Here is a 14,038-nt window from a genome sequence, read left to right on the forward strand (position 1 = left end):
ACCGAAAGAGTCCCCGTGTGGCACCCCCCTCCCTGCCCCTCCCCCACAAGGGGGGAGGGAACGGAAAGAGCATCGCTGTTTCCTGAACTCGATTCGAGTTGGGCCGATGTGCTTTAGGGGCACGGGATCAGTTTCACCGACACATCCAATTTGATCCAGCGCAACGCGCACCTGCACCATTGTGCCTAGTCTCGCTCCAATTCCGCCGTTCCAATGGAGCTTCGCATGAGCACCGCAACCAGGCCTTATCCCATTGTCCAGGACCTCATCGAATCCTTTGCAAGCTGGCTGAAGCATCGCCGCGAGCTGAACGAGATCCGGCAGCTCGACCGCGCTGATTTCGATCGCATCGCGCAAGATCTGCGGATCGCGCCTGACGACCTCGAAGAGCTGGTCCGCCACGGCAAGCACGCCGCGGACGAGCTGCCGAAGATGCTGGAGCAGCTCGGCATCAGCGCCGAAGGGCTTGGCCGCGCGCATCCGCTGCTGCTGCGCGACATGGAGCGGGTGTGCGCACTTTGCAGCCACAAGGGCCAGTGCGATCGCGAGCTGGCCGACGGTACCGCCGTGGAGAACTACCACGGCTTCTGCGCCAATGCCTCGACACTGGAGTCGCTCGATCGCGCGGGCGTCGCGCCGCGGTGACGCGCGCGCTTACACGATCCAGTCTGGCGCGTGAGGCAGCTCGTCGCTCTCAGCCGTATCGTGATTGATCCAGATTTCGGCATTCTCGGAGCGAAGCAGCTCGACCACTTTGGCCATGGATGCGACCGTTGCCTGCGGGTCGGCATTGAAGGACGGCACGCGCATGTGCCGGAGGTTCTCGCGATTGTGCGCGACGTCGCCGCTCAGCAGCACGGCGCCGCGCCTCGGTAGCCTCACCATCAGCGAGCAATGCCCGAGGGTGTGGCCTGGCGTGAAGATCATACGCACCGCGCCGTCGCCAAATACGTCGTGGTCACCATCGACGATCTGGTAAGGCCGCTCTTTCAGGGATCTGTAGTGCTGCAGCGAATAGCCGAACTCTTCGGGCTCCGGTCCGAACATGGCCTCGAATTCAGCCCGCTGAGCGATCCATCTTGCATTTTCGAACAGATCGACATTTCCGATATGATCAAAATGCGCGTGGGAAAGCAGGATCGTGCTGATGTCGCCGGGCCGCACCCCGATTTCGTCCAATTGGTCCGCGATGGGGCGACGCACGACGCCGCGTATGCCATGCGCGATAATGCGTCCTTCCGGATGCTTCGATAGCTCATCCTCGATTCCCGTATCCCAGATCAGCCATTCGCCACGATGACTGACGAGATAGGCATTGCAGCTCAGCGTCATGGGGACGCCGACATTGATGCCCGGAGAATAGATCGACCCGTCCGCGACCTGCGCAATGCCGCCGTCGAGGATGTAGATTCTGTCAACCGGCGCCATTGGGGAACTCATCAAGCCGCCGATTCAATCCGCCGCTTCGCCTCGCGCATATCGCGCCCAGGCGGCATGCCGAACAGCCGGGAATACTCTCGCGTGAACTGCGTGATGCTTTCGTAGCCGACCTGATGAGCCGCGGTCGCGATCTGCGCACCGTCGGCCAGCATCGCGCGGCGGGCTTCGATCAGGCGAAGCTGTTTCTGAAACTGTAGCGGGGTCAGCGAAGTGACGCTCCGGAAGTGCGCGTGAAATGCCGACGGGCTCATCGCGGCGGCTTTGGCCAACCGATCGACGCGCAACGGCTTGGCATAGCCGGCACGAATGAGCGCAACCGCGCGGCCGATCCGCTGTGCATGGCTATCGGCAATTCCGAGCGCCCTGATGGCCCCGCCGTGGCGGCCGGCCAGCAGCCAATAATGCAGCTCTCGCATCAAATGGCCGCGCAGGATCGGCAAGGCCGAGGGACGGTCGATCAGGCGCAGCAGCCGGAGCGCTGCGTCCGCGAGTTCCTGCTCTGTCGGTTCGACCCGCAGCGGCTGCGACGGAATGAACGGGAGCGACCCCATCTCGACCACCAGCCCCTCAATGATGGTGGGGTCGAGCTCGACGACGAGCGAAAGATAGGGCGTGGCCGCCGTCGCGCGCGTGATCTGGCTGACCGTCGGCACATCACTCGCAATCAACAAGGAAGCGCCTGCGCCGAAGTCGAAGGACGTCCGGCCGGTCGCCACACGTTTGGCGCCTTGCAAGACGAGCGCGACCAGAGGCCTGGAGATCGCGTACAGGAGCGCACTCGGCGCGGTCTCGCGGATGATCGAGACGCCGGCGAAGGGCGTGGAGGCGACGCCCCTGTCGTCGGCGTGAGCCGCGGAATAACGACTGGCGATCTGGAGCAGCGTTTCGGTCACGCGCCAATTTTAGGCCGAGCCCGGCGCACAGGCAATCGGCGCCGGCCGTTCAGGCAGAAAATCAGGAGTTTTGGGCAAGTCCGCCGTCGCCGCATCCCGGAGTGTTGGGCAAGGCACTCCGAGGATCCGGCAACATCGGACGATCGATCGCGGGCAAACGGAGATCACCGCAACACTTCGAGGAATTTCCAATGCCCACCATTTCTCTCGTCACCGGGGCCAGCCGCGGCCTTGGCCGCAACACTGCCATCGCCATCGCACATCACGGCGGCGATGTGATCTTGACCTATCGCAACGGGGCCGCCGCAGCACGCGAAGTCGTCGCAGAGATTGAATCGCTGGGGCGCAAGGCTATCGCGCTGGAGCTTGATGTCACGGCGGTGTCGAGCTTTCCCGCGTTCTTCACAGAAGTTCGATCCGCGTTGGCGGAGCATTGGCGCGCCGAGAGATTCGATCACCTCGTCAACAATGCCGGCCAGGGCGAGATGGCCGCGATCGCAGAGACGACGGAGCAACAATTCGACGCCCTGTTCGCCACGCACGTCAAAGGACCATTCTTCCTGACGCAGGCCTTGTTACCCTTGCTTGCCGACAAGGGCCGGATCATCAACTTCTCCAGCGGGCTGACGCGCGTGTCCTTCCCCGGCTTCTCGGCCTACGCGGCTGCGAAGGGCGCCATCGAGGTTCTGACCGTCTACATGGCCAAGGAATTTGGTGGACGCGGCATCACGGCCAACATCGTCGCGCCGGGCGCAATCGAAACCGATTTTCTCGGCGGCGCGGTTCGGGACATGCCGGATTTGAACAACCAATTTGCGCAGATGACCGCACTGGGCCGCGTCGGCCTGCCCGACGATATCGGACCGATGGTCGCGAGCCTGCTCGGTTCCGACAATCGTTGGGTCACGGCGCAGCGGATCGAGGTGTCCGGCGGCCAGACGATCTGAGCGAGGCGCGATTGGGTTACGAAGCGGGCGCGTCCCCGGCGCGCCCGCTGCGGCCCGCAGCATCGCCTTTTGATTCCCGCACGGCTACTGCGCAATGCGTCAACGCTGGAGTCGCTCGATCGCGCGGATCACGCGCGTCGCTAAGAGGCGCGACAATCCTTATCATGGATTTTCTACAGACGTTTGTCGGGCCCTGAGCGACACGGCAGGACTTCCCTGATATGGTTTGGCCACCATCAGGGCGCTTTGCGAAATGGCCAAGAAAAAATCAGCCGCTTCACTCAGATACGTGGTCAAATATGAGCTTGGCGGCTCTCCGCATTACGGCGCAATCCAGATCAAGGATGGCGATCGCCTAAACCTCGAAACGCCGCACGGATCAAGGACTGCGACCTTGAATCCAAAATCCGATTTCCACTCGCTCACCATGATCCTGCTTTTGGAGCTTGGTGCGAAGCTCGTTTCGATCGACACTCATTCGAGTTAGGTCCGACTACACTTTGCGCCTCGGATCTAACCCTTCGCCATCGCCGCAATCGCATCCGCGATCTCAATCGTGCGCCGTGCCATGTCGGCGTGCAGCCGCTCCACCATGGCGCCGTCGAGACGGATCGCGCCGCGCGAGACGTTCTCCGGCAATTCGAACGCCGCGATGATCTTTCGCGCGCGCGCGACTTCCTCTTCGGGCGGGGTGAAGATCGCGTTGCAGGCTTCGATCTGCGAGGGGTGAATCAGCGTCTTGCCGTCGAAACCGAGATCGCGCGCTTGCGCGCATTCGGTGGCGAAACCATCGGAATTGGCGATGTCGCTGTAGGGGCCGTCGAGGATTTCGAGGCCATGGGCGCGCGTCGCCAGGATGCAATGGGTGATCATCGGGATCATCGCCGCGCGGCCCGGCAGCATCTTGATGCGCGTCTCGCGCGAGATGTCGTTCGGGCCGAACACGAAGCCTGACAGGCGCCGCACTGGATCGCGCCCGGCGGCCGCCAGCTCTTCGGCATGCAGCACGGCACGTGCGGTCTCGATCATGGCCCACACCTTTACGGTCGGCGCCGCGCCGAGTTCGGCGAGACGACGGAGGATCGTGTCGAGGTCCTCGACGCTTGAAACTTTTGGAACCAGGATGCCGTCCGGCGAGGCCTTGGCGGCCATCGCGAAATCGTCGCTCCACCAGGGCGTGTCGAGGCCGTTGGTCCGGATCAGGATCTCGCGCTTGCCAAACCCTTTGGCAGCGATCGCGGCGGCGATGCCGTCGCGCGCCACCGCCTTGGCGTCGGGCGCGACGGAGTCTTCCAGGTCGAGGATCAGGCCGTCGGCGGCGAGATTGCGCGCCTTTTCCAGCGCGCGGGGGTTGGAGCCGGGCATGAACAGATGGCTGCGGCGCGGGCGGGTCATGCAAGCGTTCCTTCCGTTTCCTCGTCTCACTTCCGACCGAAGCCGATAGCATCTGGCCTGCCTATTCGAAAGGCTTGTTCGTCCCAGCGGTATATGATTAGGCATAGACCATGACCACATTCCCAGAGCATTTGCTGGAAGGCTACAAGGCCTTCGCCACCCAGCGGCTGCCGACCGAGCAGACCCGCTACCGCGAGCTGTCGGTGAAGGGGCAGTTCCCTGAAGTGATGGTGATCGGCTGCTGCGATAGCCGCGTTTCTCCCGAAGTGATCTTCGACGTCGGGCCGGGCGAACTCTTCGTCGTCCGCAACATCGCCAATCTGGTGCCGGTGTATCAGCCCGACGGCAACGCGCATGGCGTCTCGGCGGCGCTGGAATATGCCGTGACGGTGCTGAAGGTGAAGCACATCGTGGTGCTCGGGCACGCGCAATGCGGCGGCATCCGCGCCTTCGTCGACAAGATCGAGCCGCTCACGCCGGGCGACTTCATCGGCAAATGGATGCAGATGTTCATCAAGCCGGGCGAAGTGGTGGAGCAGCGCGACCACGAGACCATGGCGCAATTCGTCGAGCGCATCGAAAAGGCCGCGGTGTTCCGCAGCCTGGAAAACCTGATGACCTTCCCGTTCGTGCAGAAGGCGGTCGAGAGCGGCCAGATGCAGACCCACGGCGCCTATTTCGGCGTCGCGGAGGGATCGCTGTTCGTGCTGGACAAGGCGGCGAAGGAATTCAGGAACGCGCGCGAGGTGGCCTAGGTCCCCAGCTCTTGTAGGGTGGGCAAAGCGTAGCGTGCCCACCGCTTCTATCGCGATCGTGGAGAGGTGGTGGGCACGGCGCTCCGCGCCTTTGCCCACCCTACGGCAGCGGAGCTACGCCGCCTTCTTCTTCGCGCTGATCAGCTTGCGGTTGATCAGGACTTCCGCGATCTGGATCGCGTTGAGCGCAGCGCCCTTGCGTAGATTATCCGAGACGCACCACAGCACGAGACCGTTCTCCACCGTCGCGTCCTCGCGGATGCGGCTGATATAGGTGGCGTCCTCGCCGGCGGCTTCGTACGGGGTGGCGTAGCCGCCGGGCTCATGCTTGTCGATGACGAGACAACCCGGCGCCTTGCGCAGGATGTCGCGCGCTTCGTCCGCGCTGATCGGGTTCTCGAACTCGATATTGACGGCCTCGGAATGGCCGACGAAAACAGGCACGCGCACGCAGGTCGCGGAGAGCTTGATCTTGGGATCAAGAATCTTCTTGGTCTCCGCCATCATCTTCCACTCTTCCTTGGTGTAGCCGTCCTCCATGAAGACGTCGATCTGGGGGATGACGTTGAAGGCGATGCGAGCGGGAAACTTGTTATTGACCAGCTCCTGGTTGGTGTAGACGGCCTTGGTCTGGGAGAACAATTCGTCCATCGCGTCCTTGCCGGCGCCCGACACCGATTGATAGGTCGAGACCACGACGCGCTTGATCGTCGCCTTGTCGTGCAGGGGCTTAAGCGCGACCACGAGCTGTGCGGTCGAGCAGTTCGGGTTGGCGATGATGTTCTTCTTCTTGAAGCCCGCGGTCGCTTCCGCATTCACTTCCGGCACGATCAACGGCACGTCCGGATCCATGCGCCAGGCCGACGAATTGTCGATCACGACGGTGCCGGCGGCGCCGATCTTCGGCGACCATTCCTTCGAAACTTCGCCGCCGGCCGACATCAGGCAGATGTCGACGTCGGAGAAATCGTAGTGCTCGAGCGCTTTGACCTTCAGCGTGCGGTCGCCGTAGGAGACCTCGACGCCCATGCTGCGGCGTGACGCCAGGGCCACCACCTCGTCCGCGGGGAATTTGCGCTCATCCAGAATGTTGAGCATTTCCCGTCCGACATTGCCGGTCGCGCCGACGACTGCGACTTTGTAACCCATCGTTCACTCTCCGACGAAAAAGCTCTTTCCTGAAGCTGAGGCTTAAACAGGAAGAGCAGCGCTTCTATGCGAGAACCGGCCTCAAGACAACGTTGGACCATGCCTTAGGGACGTGGATGCAGTCGCCTGAGGCCAGCACGGCCACAAACCCCACCCAGATCCATCTGGCGCTTGCGGCCTTCGCCGACGAGGTCGTCGGCACGCTGGCGCGCCTGTTCGCCTATGTGGGGGCTTTGGTGCTGTTTGCCATCCTCGGCCTTGCCGCACTCGGCCAGCTGCCAAACTTGCGCGACGATGATCCGGCGCTGAAGCCGAGTTGGAGCGTGGCCGACCGCTCGCCTCAGGGTTTCGCCCTTAGCCGGCTGGATTCGTCAGAAAAAACAGCTTCTTACGCCATCTTCAGGCACCCCGAGGGCGGCCGCAGGGACGTGATGCGCTGGGCCAGCGAGGCGGACAAGCCCATAGCCGAACTCATGGCCGAGCTCGAGATCTACCGGGAAGGCGGCGAATTCGACGTGGCGCGCCCGGCAACTCTGGATCTGGCCGCCCGGATGGGACTGGGCACCGCGGCCCGGCTGGAGCAAGCCGGCCTGATCGACACGAAATTCGGCCCCGTCGCCCTATTCCAGCCGACCGGCACGACGGAGGGCGCGCGGGCCTGCCTCGGCTACCTCAAGCGCAGCGAGGAGCCGGCGCTCCAGATCTCCGGATTTTCCTGCCAGGGCGACAGCCTGCCCGCCCGGCGCGCGGCGATCGCCTGCACGCTGAACCGGCTGACGCTGCTGACCTCGGGCAACGAGCCGAAGCTGGCCGAATTGTTCGCCCATGCGGAGCTGAAGCGCCGCCCCTGCGCGCTCCCGGGCTCGTCGGACTGGCTGCTCGGCGCCGCCAATGCGCAATTGCGCGGCGCGCTCTGACCGGCATCAAGCTCAAGTGGCTGTATCCATGCAACTTTTGCCGGCGCGCACGATTATTCAGCGCTGGTGTGACCCAATAGACCTAGTTGCAGCCGCCCCGGCCGGGTTAGTATGAGGGTGAAATTGATTGGCGGCTTGCCGCCTGAAGGGGACGTGATGAGCTCGAATTTCTCTGCCGCGAACAAACTGGCGATGTGGCTTGCGGCCGGCGCCGTGATTGCCATGTCCTCAGCCTTCGCGACACCCGCCTCGGCCGACACCAAGAAGCAGCGCTATGACAGCGGCCGTCACTATTACGGCCCCAGCGGCCCCAATTCGAGCTATCAGCAGGGCCGCACCCGCATCTATGTGAGCAAGCGCTCCTGGCTCGACGGCGGCACCGAGGTCAATCCGGGCGACCGCAAGTTCTCCGACTACGCCTTCCCGCCGGCGGTGGGCTACCCGACCTTCGCACGCGAAAATCTCAACCGCCCGATCGATCGCCAGCCGCTGAGCACGCCGCAGGATGTTGGCGGCTATCCGCAGAATTTCCCGCTGTACTGAGGCGGACATATCGACCGAATCAAAATGGCCGGGCTCGCGCCCGGCCATTTTTGTTTTGATGAGACCTTGTAGGGTGGGCAAAGGCGCGAAGCGCCGTGCCCACCATCTCTCGGCAATGGCGATAAGAATGGTGGGCACGCTTCGCTTTGCCCACCCTACAAACACTGCGGTCGCCGTCAGGCGTGCAGCTTCTGCAATTCCTTCAGGATCGCTTCGCCCATCTGCGTGGTCGAGGCGGCGATGGTGCCTTCCGACTTGATGTCGGCGGTGCGCAGGCCGCTGGCCAGCACCGCGGCGATCGCGGCGTCGACCTTGTCGGCGAGCGCGCCCATGTCGAAGGAGTAGCGCAGCGCCATGCCGAAGGACGAGATCATCGCGATCGGATTGGCGAGGCCCTGGCCTGCGATATCAGGCGCCGAGCCGTGCACGGGCTCGTACAGCGCCTTGCGCTTCTTGCTCTTGACGTCGACCTCGCCGAGCGAGGCCGAGGGCAGCATGCCGAGCGATCCCGTCAGCATCGCCGCGATGTCGGACAGCATGTCGCCGAACAGATTGTCGGTGACGATGACGTCGAATTGCTTCGGCCATTTCACCAGCATCATGCCGCCGGAATCGGCGAGCTGGTGCTCGAGCGTGACGTCGGGATATTCGCGCTTGTGGACCTGGGTCATGACCTCGTTCCAGAGCACGCCCGACTTCATGACGTTGCGCTTCTCCATCGAGGTCACCTTGTTCTTGCGCTTCTTGGCAAGCTCGAAGGCGACGCGGCCGATGCGCTCGATCTCATAGGTGTCGTAGACCTGGGTATCGATGGCGCGCTTCTGGCCGTTGCCGAGGTCGGTGATGGTCTTGGGCTCGCCGAAATAGACGCCGCCGGTGAGCTCGCGCACGATCATGATGTCGAGGCCCTCGACCGCCTCGCGCTTCAGGCTGGAGGCCTCCGCCAGCGCCGGGTAGCAGACCGCCGGGCGCAGGTTGGCGAACAGACCGAGATCCTTGCGCAGGCGCAGCAGGCCGGCTTCGGGGCGGACTTCGTAAGGCACCGCGTCCCATTTGGGACCGCCGACCGCGCCGAAGATGATCGCGTCGGCGTCCTTGGCCTTGGCCATGTCGCCTTCCGAGATCGACACCTTGTGCGCGTCATAGGCCGAACCGCCGACGAGGCCGGTGTCGGTCTCGAACTTGGCCATACCGGCCGAATTGAGCCAGTCGATCAGCCGCTTCACCTCGCCCATCACCTCGGGGCCGATACCGTCGCCGGGAAGCAGCAGCAGTTTGTGGGTCGCCATGGTCGTTTCCTCTGAGGCCGATTTCGGCCGGAGTGCTAGAGCGGCGATGCGTGCTTGGCAAGACACCATTGCCGCCTCGCGGCTGTGCAAGGCGGGCAGGGCCTGCCACACTGCGCATGCCGGAGTACCCCTTGCACGCACCTGACCGCCCTCCACCCGATGCCCACCCCGCACGGTTGATCCTGACCCTGTCGCTGGCCGCGACGGTTGGGCTGGGTATCGGCCGCTTCGCCTATTCGCTGGTGCTGCCCGACATGCGGGAGGACCTCGGCTGGTCCTACTCGGCGGCCGGTTTCATGAACACCATCAACGCCGTCGGCTATCTCGCGGGCGCGCTTGTGGCGTCCCGGCTGATCCAGCGCGTCGGCTGGTCGGCCGCGATCCGCGGCGGAACCCTGGCCTGCGTCGCCGCGCTCGCGACTTGCGCGCTGACCGGGAATTTCGTCGCGCTGAGCCTGGCCCGTCTCGTGCTGGGCGTGGGCGCGGCGGCCGGCTTCGTCGCCGGCGGTGCGCTGGCCGCTTCCATCGCGCAGTCGCGCCCGGAGCGGGCCAATTTCCTGCTGAGCCTGTTCTATGCCGGGCCCGGCATCGGCATTCTCGCCTCGGGCCTGATCGCCCCGTTCACGCTGCAATATTTCGGGCCGGGCTCGTGGTGGATAGTGTGGTGGGCGATGACCCTTTTGTCCGTCGTCATGACCGTGCCGCTGTTCCTGGTCCGCATCGAGAGCGGCGTGCGGTTCTCGCAAGGCAGCCACGGCGCCTTTGCGATTCTTCCCGTGCTGATCTATCTCGCCGGCTACTTCCTGTTCGGCGCGGGCTACATCGCCTACATGACCTTCATGATCGCCTATGTGCGCGACGGCGGCGGCGGGGCCGCGGCGCAGGCCGCGTTCTGGAGCCTGATTGGGCTGAGCGCCTTCGTCACGCCGTGGGCCTGGCGCCGCGTGCTCGCGCTCGATCGCGGCGGACTGGCCACCGCCATCATTCTCGGCACCAACGCGCTCGGCGCCGCCCTGCCGATGCTCGGGCATTCGCCGGCATGGCTCGCTGTGTCGGCCGTCGTGTTCGGCGTCGCCTTCTTCGCCGTGGTCGGCTCGACCACCGCCTTCGTGCGCTTCAACTATCCGCCCGAGGTATGGCCGACCGCGATCGCGGCGATGACGATCTCGTTCGGCGTCGGCCAGACGCTCGGCCCGATCGTGGTCGGCGCCATCACGGACGCGCTGGGGAGCTTGAGTTACGCGCTGAATGTCTCGGCGGCGCTGCTGGCGTTGGGCGCGGTGGCGGCGCTGTGCCAGCGGAAGGTGGGGCCGGCCAAAAAAACGGTGCCGTAGGGTGGGCAAAGGCGCGAAGCGCCGTGCCCACGATGGCCGTTGTCGCGGATGCAGTGTTGGTGGGCACGCTACGCTTTGCCCACCAACGGCAGCGGCGCGCCTAGCTCCCACTAAACGAATTATATCCCTGGTCTTCCCAATAGCCGCCCTTGTAGTCGTTGGTGACTTCCATCGACACCACGTATTTCGGGTTCTTGAAGCCAAGCTTGGTCGGCACGCGGATCTTCATTGGAAACCCATACGCGCGCGGCAGGATTTCGCCTGCGTATTTGAACGTCATCTGGGTCTGCGGATGCAGCGCGGTGCGCATGTCGAGCGGGGAATTATAGCCGTCCTTGTCGGCACACTGGAACCAGACGTATTTGGCGCGCGTGTCGGCGCCGATCAGCTTGAGGAAGTCGCGCATCGGCGTACCGGTCCAGCTGCCGATCGCGCTCCAGCCCTCGACGCAGATGTGACGGGTGATCTGCGTGACCTGCGGCAGCTTGTACAATTCCGGAAGCGTCCACGACTTCTTGTTGTCGACGAGACCGCGGACTTCGAGCTTCCAGTCGGCACCGTCGACATCAGGCGCGTCGTCGAGATCGTAATAGGCGTTGAACGGAAACGGTTTTGTGATCGCACTCTCGGGAAATGTCGGCGCCAGCGCGTCGGGATTGAAGATGAAATCCTGCACGGCATCGTTGAATTTCGAAACACCCTTCAGCATCTCCTCGGCGGAGGACGAGTCGATCACGTCGCAGCCGGTGAGCAGTGTCAGCGCCCCGAGGCTGGCGCCGCCCGCGATGAAGCGGCGGCGGCTGATTTCAGGCATCGCCTTGATGGAATCCTTGATCAGCAGCCGCTTGTCGACGCCGGGGATCAGGAATGAGCGCTTGGCCATGACTCTCTCTCCGCTCTAGCGGCCGATGATCATCGCGCGCAGGCTCTTCGGCACCAGCAGCGCGAGTAAAACGTGAATGACGAGGAACGCGCAGATCGCGGCCATGCAGAAGAAATGGATGTAGCGCGCGGTCGGATAGTCGCCGAACAGGGACACGAGCCAGTGCAGCTGCACTGGCTTCCACATTCCCAGCCCCGACAGCACGATAATCACGCCGACCAGGATGATGCCGGCATAGAGCACGCGCTGCACGTAATTGTAGACGGTGAGGTCGGCATGGCCGAGCTTGAAAGTCAGCGCAGCCCTGACATCGTGGAGCACGCCGGACGGGGTGATCGGCAGCAGTTTTTTGCGGAAGCGGCCGGTGGCGAAACCCGTGACGAGATAGGCAAGGCCGTTGATCATCAACAGCCACATCGCCGCAAAGTGCCAGAGCAGGCCGCCACCGAGCCAGCCGCCGAGCGTGTACTCGCGCGGAAAGCTGAAACCGAACAGCGGCGAGGCGTTGTAGATCTGCCAACCCGACAGGATCATCAGGATCATGGCGAGGGCGTTGATCCAGTGCATGACCCGGACCCAGGCCGGCTGGATCACTTTGGCCGGGGTGGCGCTGACCTGCTCGTCGGTGACAGTGAGGCTCGACATGATGGTTCCGTCCTGAACATCGTCTGACAGCAATTATACGCCGATGCGTCCGCTTTCGTTACGCCCTGCCCGGCATCGAATCGATACCGGCGGGCTATCATGGTCACAATAAAGCGAGCCGGGGACCCCCGGGCTCGCCATTTCGTCGCATCCGGTTCGGGGATGAAGCCGGGTCGCGCGGTATTTACGTCGCCGGCATCAGCACGGTATCGACCACATGGATCACGCCGTTCGACTGGTTGACGTTGGAGATCGTCACCATCGAGGTGCCGCCCTTGGCGTCGACGATCCAGACCTTGCCGTCCATCTTCTTCACCGTCAGCTCCTCGCCTTCGGCGGTCTTCATCTTCTTGCCGTCGGTGAGGTCGGACGCCTCGAGCTTGCCGGGTACGACATGGTAGGTGAGGATCTTGGTCAGCGTCGCCTTGTTCTCGGGCTTCACCAGAGTGTCGACGGTACCGGCCGGCAGCTTGCCGAAGGCGGCGTTGGTCGGCGCGAACACCGTGAACGGGCCCTTGCCTTCCAGCGTCGGCACCAGGCCGGCCGCCTTCACCGCCGCCACCAGCGTGGTGTGGTCCTTCGAGTTGACGGCGTTCTGGACGATGTTCTTCGACGGGAACATCGCGGCGCCGCCGACCATGACGGTCTTTTCCTCGGCGCGGGCGGGCGCGACAACGGTCGCGGTGATGGCCAGGGTGCTGAACGCGGCGGCAGCGAGATAGGCAATACGTTTCGACATGGAGGGTCTCCCGATTGGATTGTGACCGGCGATTGCCGGCGTTCGAGTGGGCAACAACGGCGGCTGCGACCTGTGAGCGTGAAGCAGCAGCGACGTCGTTGGCTCGAATTACGGGAGGGTTTGCGAAGCGGTTTCGGATTAAACTTCTTTGTGATGGGTGAAACTAAATGCGGGTGTGTTCGTGGGGGGCGTCATTGCGAGGAGCGAAGCGACGAAGCAATCCAGGCTGCCACCGCGGATGCACCGCTGGATTGCTTCGCTTCGCTCGCAATGACGAGCCTCGACGATCTACCTGCCGCTCAATCCCTGTTGTGCGGCGTCTGAATGAACCCGCGGTTATGCGTCGGGCTGATCAAGAGTTCGTTGATGCACACCCGCGCCGGCATGCTCGCGATGAACGCGATGGTGCGGCCGAGATCTTCGGATTGCAGCATCCTGGCCTGCTCCTCCTCGCTCGGCACCACCGGGCGCAGCTTCAGGATCGGGGTCGCCACCTCGCCCGGCATCAGGCAACAGGCGCGCAAGCCGTTGACGCATTCGTCCATGTTGAAGGAATGGGTCAGCGCCAGCACCGCATGCTTGGTCGTGGTGTAGGCCGGGCCCGGCATTTTCGAGACGTGGCGGCCGGCCCAGGACGAGACGTTGATGATGGAGCCGTCCTGTTGCTTGCGCATCGTCGGTAGCACCGCGCGCATGCAATAGAGCACGCCGTTGAGATTGACCTGGACCAGCTTATCCCAGCCCTCCAGTTCCATGTCCTTCCAGCTGCGCTTGGGGACATTGATGCCGGCATTGTTGACCAGCAGGTCGATGCGGCCGTGCTTCGCGACGATTTGATCGGCAGCCTTCTGGGCGGCGGCGGCGACCGACACGTCCAGCGCGATGGCCTCGGCGGCGCCGCCCGCCCCGGTGATCTTCGCGACTACGGTATCCAGGGCGTCCTTGCGCCGGCCCGAGACCACCACCGTCCAGCCGTCAGCCGCCAGCGCCTCGGCGCCGGCCTCCCCGATCCCACTGCCCCCGCCTGTCACCCAGGCCACGCGTTTCCCGTTTTTGGTCATGCAAACTGTCTCCGTTGCTTCATCGGGGCGGTTTTTGCTAATCCAGCC

The 14,038-nt window shown here is 63.8% G+C and carries 16 protein-coding genes; 7 read left to right on the plus strand and 9 right to left on the minus strand.

Annotated elements, in window-relative coordinates; genetic code table 11:
- Positions 1 to 225: 225 nt before the first annotated feature.
- The gene (locus tag AC0L30_RS34505; protein ID WP_473406229.1) at positions 226 to 645 is read left to right on the plus strand and encodes a hypothetical protein; all 420 of its coding nucleotides are present in this window, start codon (positions 226 to 228) and stop codon (positions 643 to 645) included.
- A gap of 9 nt (positions 646 to 654) precedes the next feature.
- Here the strand turns inward: AC0L30_RS34505 and AC0L30_RS34510 are convergent, their stop codons facing one another.
- Together AC0L30_RS34510 and AC0L30_RS34515 are read right to left on the minus strand one after the other, a co-directional pair.
- Positions 655 to 1,428, minus strand: a complete 774-nt coding sequence (locus tag AC0L30_RS34510; protein ID WP_473406230.1) for an N-acyl homoserine lactonase family protein — start codon at positions 1,426 to 1,428, stop codon at positions 655 to 657.
- An 11-nt stretch (positions 1,429 to 1,439) separates the two neighbouring features.
- The gene (locus tag AC0L30_RS34515; RefSeq protein ID WP_354128855.1) at positions 1,440 to 2,333 is read right to left on the minus strand and encodes an AraC family transcriptional regulator; all 894 of its coding nucleotides are present in this window, start codon (positions 2,331 to 2,333) and stop codon (positions 1,440 to 1,442) included.
- Between the two features lie 191 nt (positions 2,334 to 2,524).
- Between AC0L30_RS34515 and AC0L30_RS34520 the strand changes: the two genes are divergently transcribed.
- Together AC0L30_RS34520 and AC0L30_RS34525 are read left to right on the plus strand one after the other, a co-directional pair.
- Positions 2,525 to 3,280 (plus strand): SDR family NAD(P)-dependent oxidoreductase, encoded by a 756-nt coding sequence (locus tag AC0L30_RS34520; RefSeq protein WP_473406231.1) that lies wholly within the window; start codon positions 2,525 to 2,527, stop codon positions 3,278 to 3,280.
- Positions 3,281 to 3,533: 253 nt separating this feature from the next.
- The gene (locus AC0L30_RS34525) at positions 3,534 to 3,767 is read left to right on the plus strand and encodes a hypothetical protein (RefSeq protein ID WP_354201530.1); all 234 of its coding nucleotides are present in this window, start codon (positions 3,534 to 3,536) and stop codon (positions 3,765 to 3,767) included.
- Positions 3,768 to 3,793: 26 nt separating this feature from the next.
- On the opposite strand, the gene AC0L30_RS34530 is transcribed toward AC0L30_RS34525, so the two are convergent.
- Positions 3,794 to 4,675 (minus strand): HpcH/HpaI aldolase/citrate lyase family protein, encoded by an 882-nt coding sequence (locus tag AC0L30_RS34530; protein ID WP_473406232.1) that lies wholly within the window; start codon positions 4,673 to 4,675, stop codon positions 3,794 to 3,796.
- 110 nt (positions 4,676 to 4,785) lie between these two features.
- On the opposite strand from AC0L30_RS34530, the gene AC0L30_RS34535 reads away from it, so the two are divergent.
- Complete coding sequence (locus AC0L30_RS34535; protein WP_007598798.1) at positions 4,786 to 5,430, plus strand: carbonic anhydrase; 645 nt, start codon at positions 4,786 to 4,788, stop codon at positions 5,428 to 5,430.
- A gap of 114 nt (positions 5,431 to 5,544) precedes the next feature.
- On the opposite strand, the gene AC0L30_RS34540 is transcribed toward AC0L30_RS34535, so the two are convergent.
- Positions 5,545 to 6,579 (minus strand): aspartate-semialdehyde dehydrogenase, encoded by a 1,035-nt coding sequence (locus AC0L30_RS34540; protein ID WP_473406233.1) that lies wholly within the window; start codon positions 6,577 to 6,579, stop codon positions 5,545 to 5,547.
- 116 nt (positions 6,580 to 6,695) lie between these two features.
- Between AC0L30_RS34540 and AC0L30_RS34545 the strand changes: the two genes are divergently transcribed.
- On the plus strand, positions 6,696 to 7,496 hold the full coding sequence (locus AC0L30_RS34545) for a hypothetical protein (RefSeq protein ID WP_354169883.1): 801 nt from the start codon (positions 6,696 to 6,698) through the stop codon (positions 7,494 to 7,496).
- Positions 7,497 to 7,652: 156 nt separating this feature from the next.
- Positions 7,653 to 8,039, plus strand: a complete 387-nt coding sequence (locus tag AC0L30_RS34550) for a hypothetical protein (protein WP_027514960.1) — start codon at positions 7,653 to 7,655, stop codon at positions 8,037 to 8,039.
- A 176-nt stretch (positions 8,040 to 8,215) separates the two neighbouring features.
- Here AC0L30_RS34550 and leuB read toward each other — a convergent pair whose 3' ends face one another.
- Positions 8,216 to 9,328 carry a 3-isopropylmalate dehydrogenase gene (gene leuB / locus AC0L30_RS34555; protein ID WP_473406234.1) on the minus strand — a complete coding sequence of 371 codons (1,113 nt, stop codon included), beginning with the start codon at positions 9,326 to 9,328 and terminating at the stop codon, positions 8,216 to 8,218.
- Between the two features lie 131 nt (positions 9,329 to 9,459).
- Here leuB and AC0L30_RS34560 point away from each other — a divergent pair, with 131 nt between their 5' ends.
- The gene (locus tag AC0L30_RS34560) at positions 9,460 to 10,662 is read left to right on the plus strand and encodes a YbfB/YjiJ family MFS transporter (protein WP_473406235.1); all 1,203 of its coding nucleotides are present in this window, start codon (positions 9,460 to 9,462) and stop codon (positions 10,660 to 10,662) included.
- A gap of 100 nt (positions 10,663 to 10,762) precedes the next feature.
- On the opposite strand, the gene AC0L30_RS34565 is transcribed toward AC0L30_RS34560, so the two are convergent.
- The 4 genes from AC0L30_RS34565 to AC0L30_RS34580 form a co-directional block, all read right to left on the minus strand.
- Positions 10,763 to 11,545, minus strand: a complete 783-nt coding sequence (locus AC0L30_RS34565) for a molybdopterin-dependent oxidoreductase (RefSeq protein ID WP_473406236.1) — start codon at positions 11,543 to 11,545, stop codon at positions 10,763 to 10,765.
- 15 nt (positions 11,546 to 11,560) lie between these two features.
- Entirely contained in the window at positions 11,561 to 12,190 is a 630-nt protein-coding gene (locus AC0L30_RS34570; RefSeq protein WP_473406237.1) for a cytochrome b/b6 domain-containing protein, read from the minus strand.
- Between the two features lie 184 nt (positions 12,191 to 12,374).
- Positions 12,375 to 12,929 (minus strand): fasciclin domain-containing protein, encoded by a 555-nt coding sequence (locus tag AC0L30_RS34575; RefSeq protein WP_007604237.1) that lies wholly within the window; start codon positions 12,927 to 12,929, stop codon positions 12,375 to 12,377.
- Positions 12,930 to 13,228: 299 nt separating this feature from the next.
- Positions 13,229 to 13,990 carry an SDR family oxidoreductase gene (locus AC0L30_RS34580; protein ID WP_007598784.1) on the minus strand — a complete coding sequence of 254 codons (762 nt, stop codon included), beginning with the start codon at positions 13,988 to 13,990 and terminating at the stop codon, positions 13,229 to 13,231.
- Between the last annotated feature and the right edge of the window lie 48 nt (positions 13,991 to 14,038).

This window comes from Bradyrhizobium sp. MI1.11 (genome assembly GCF_055811255.1).

What these genes read in the sequence shown, in the direction of transcription:
- AC0L30_RS34570 (WP_473406237.1), bottom strand. Translation starts at nt 12,190, where the DNA reads ATGTCGAGCCTCACTGTCACCGACGAGCAGGTCAGCGCCACCCCGGCC.
- AC0L30_RS34580 (WP_007598784.1), bottom strand. Translation starts at nt 13,990, where the DNA reads ATGACCAAAAACGGGAAACGCGTGGCCTGGGTGACAGGCGGGGGCAGT.
- AC0L30_RS34550 (WP_027514960.1), top strand. Translation starts at nt 7,653, where the DNA reads ATGAGCTCGAATTTCTCTGCCGCGAACAAACTGGCGATGTGGCTTGCG.
- AC0L30_RS34575 (WP_007604237.1), bottom strand. Translation starts at nt 12,929, where the DNA reads ATGTCGAAACGTATTGCCTATCTCGCTGCCGCCGCGTTCAGCACCCTG.
- AC0L30_RS34530 (WP_473406232.1), bottom strand. Translation starts at nt 4,675, where the DNA reads ATGACCCGCCCGCGCCGCAGCCATCTGTTCATGCCCGGCTCCAACCCC.
- AC0L30_RS34520 (WP_473406231.1), top strand. Translation starts at nt 2,525, where the DNA reads ATGCCCACCATTTCTCTCGTCACCGGGGCCAGCCGCGGCCTTGGCCGC.
- AC0L30_RS34505 (WP_473406229.1), top strand. Translation starts at nt 226, where the DNA reads ATGAGCACCGCAACCAGGCCTTATCCCATTGTCCAGGACCTCATCGAA.
- AC0L30_RS34525 (WP_354201530.1), top strand. Translation starts at nt 3,534, where the DNA reads ATGGCCAAGAAAAAATCAGCCGCTTCACTCAGATACGTGGTCAAATAT.
- AC0L30_RS34540 (WP_473406233.1), bottom strand. Translation starts at nt 6,579, where the DNA reads ATGGGTTACAAAGTCGCAGTCGTCGGCGCGACCGGCAATGTCGGACGG.
- leuB (WP_473406234.1), bottom strand. Translation starts at nt 9,328, where the DNA reads ATGGCGACCCACAAACTGCTGCTGCTTCCCGGCGACGGTATCGGCCCC.
- AC0L30_RS34545 (WP_354169883.1), top strand. Translation starts at nt 6,696, where the DNA reads ATGCAGTCGCCTGAGGCCAGCACGGCCACAAACCCCACCCAGATCCAT.
- AC0L30_RS34535 (WP_007598798.1), top strand. Translation starts at nt 4,786, where the DNA reads ATGACCACATTCCCAGAGCATTTGCTGGAAGGCTACAAGGCCTTCGCC.
- AC0L30_RS34510 (WP_473406230.1), bottom strand. Translation starts at nt 1,428, where the DNA reads ATGGCGCCGGTTGACAGAATCTACATCCTCGACGGCGGCATTGCGCAG.
- AC0L30_RS34565 (WP_473406236.1), bottom strand. Translation starts at nt 11,545, where the DNA reads ATGGCCAAGCGCTCATTCCTGATCCCCGGCGTCGACAAGCGGCTGCTG.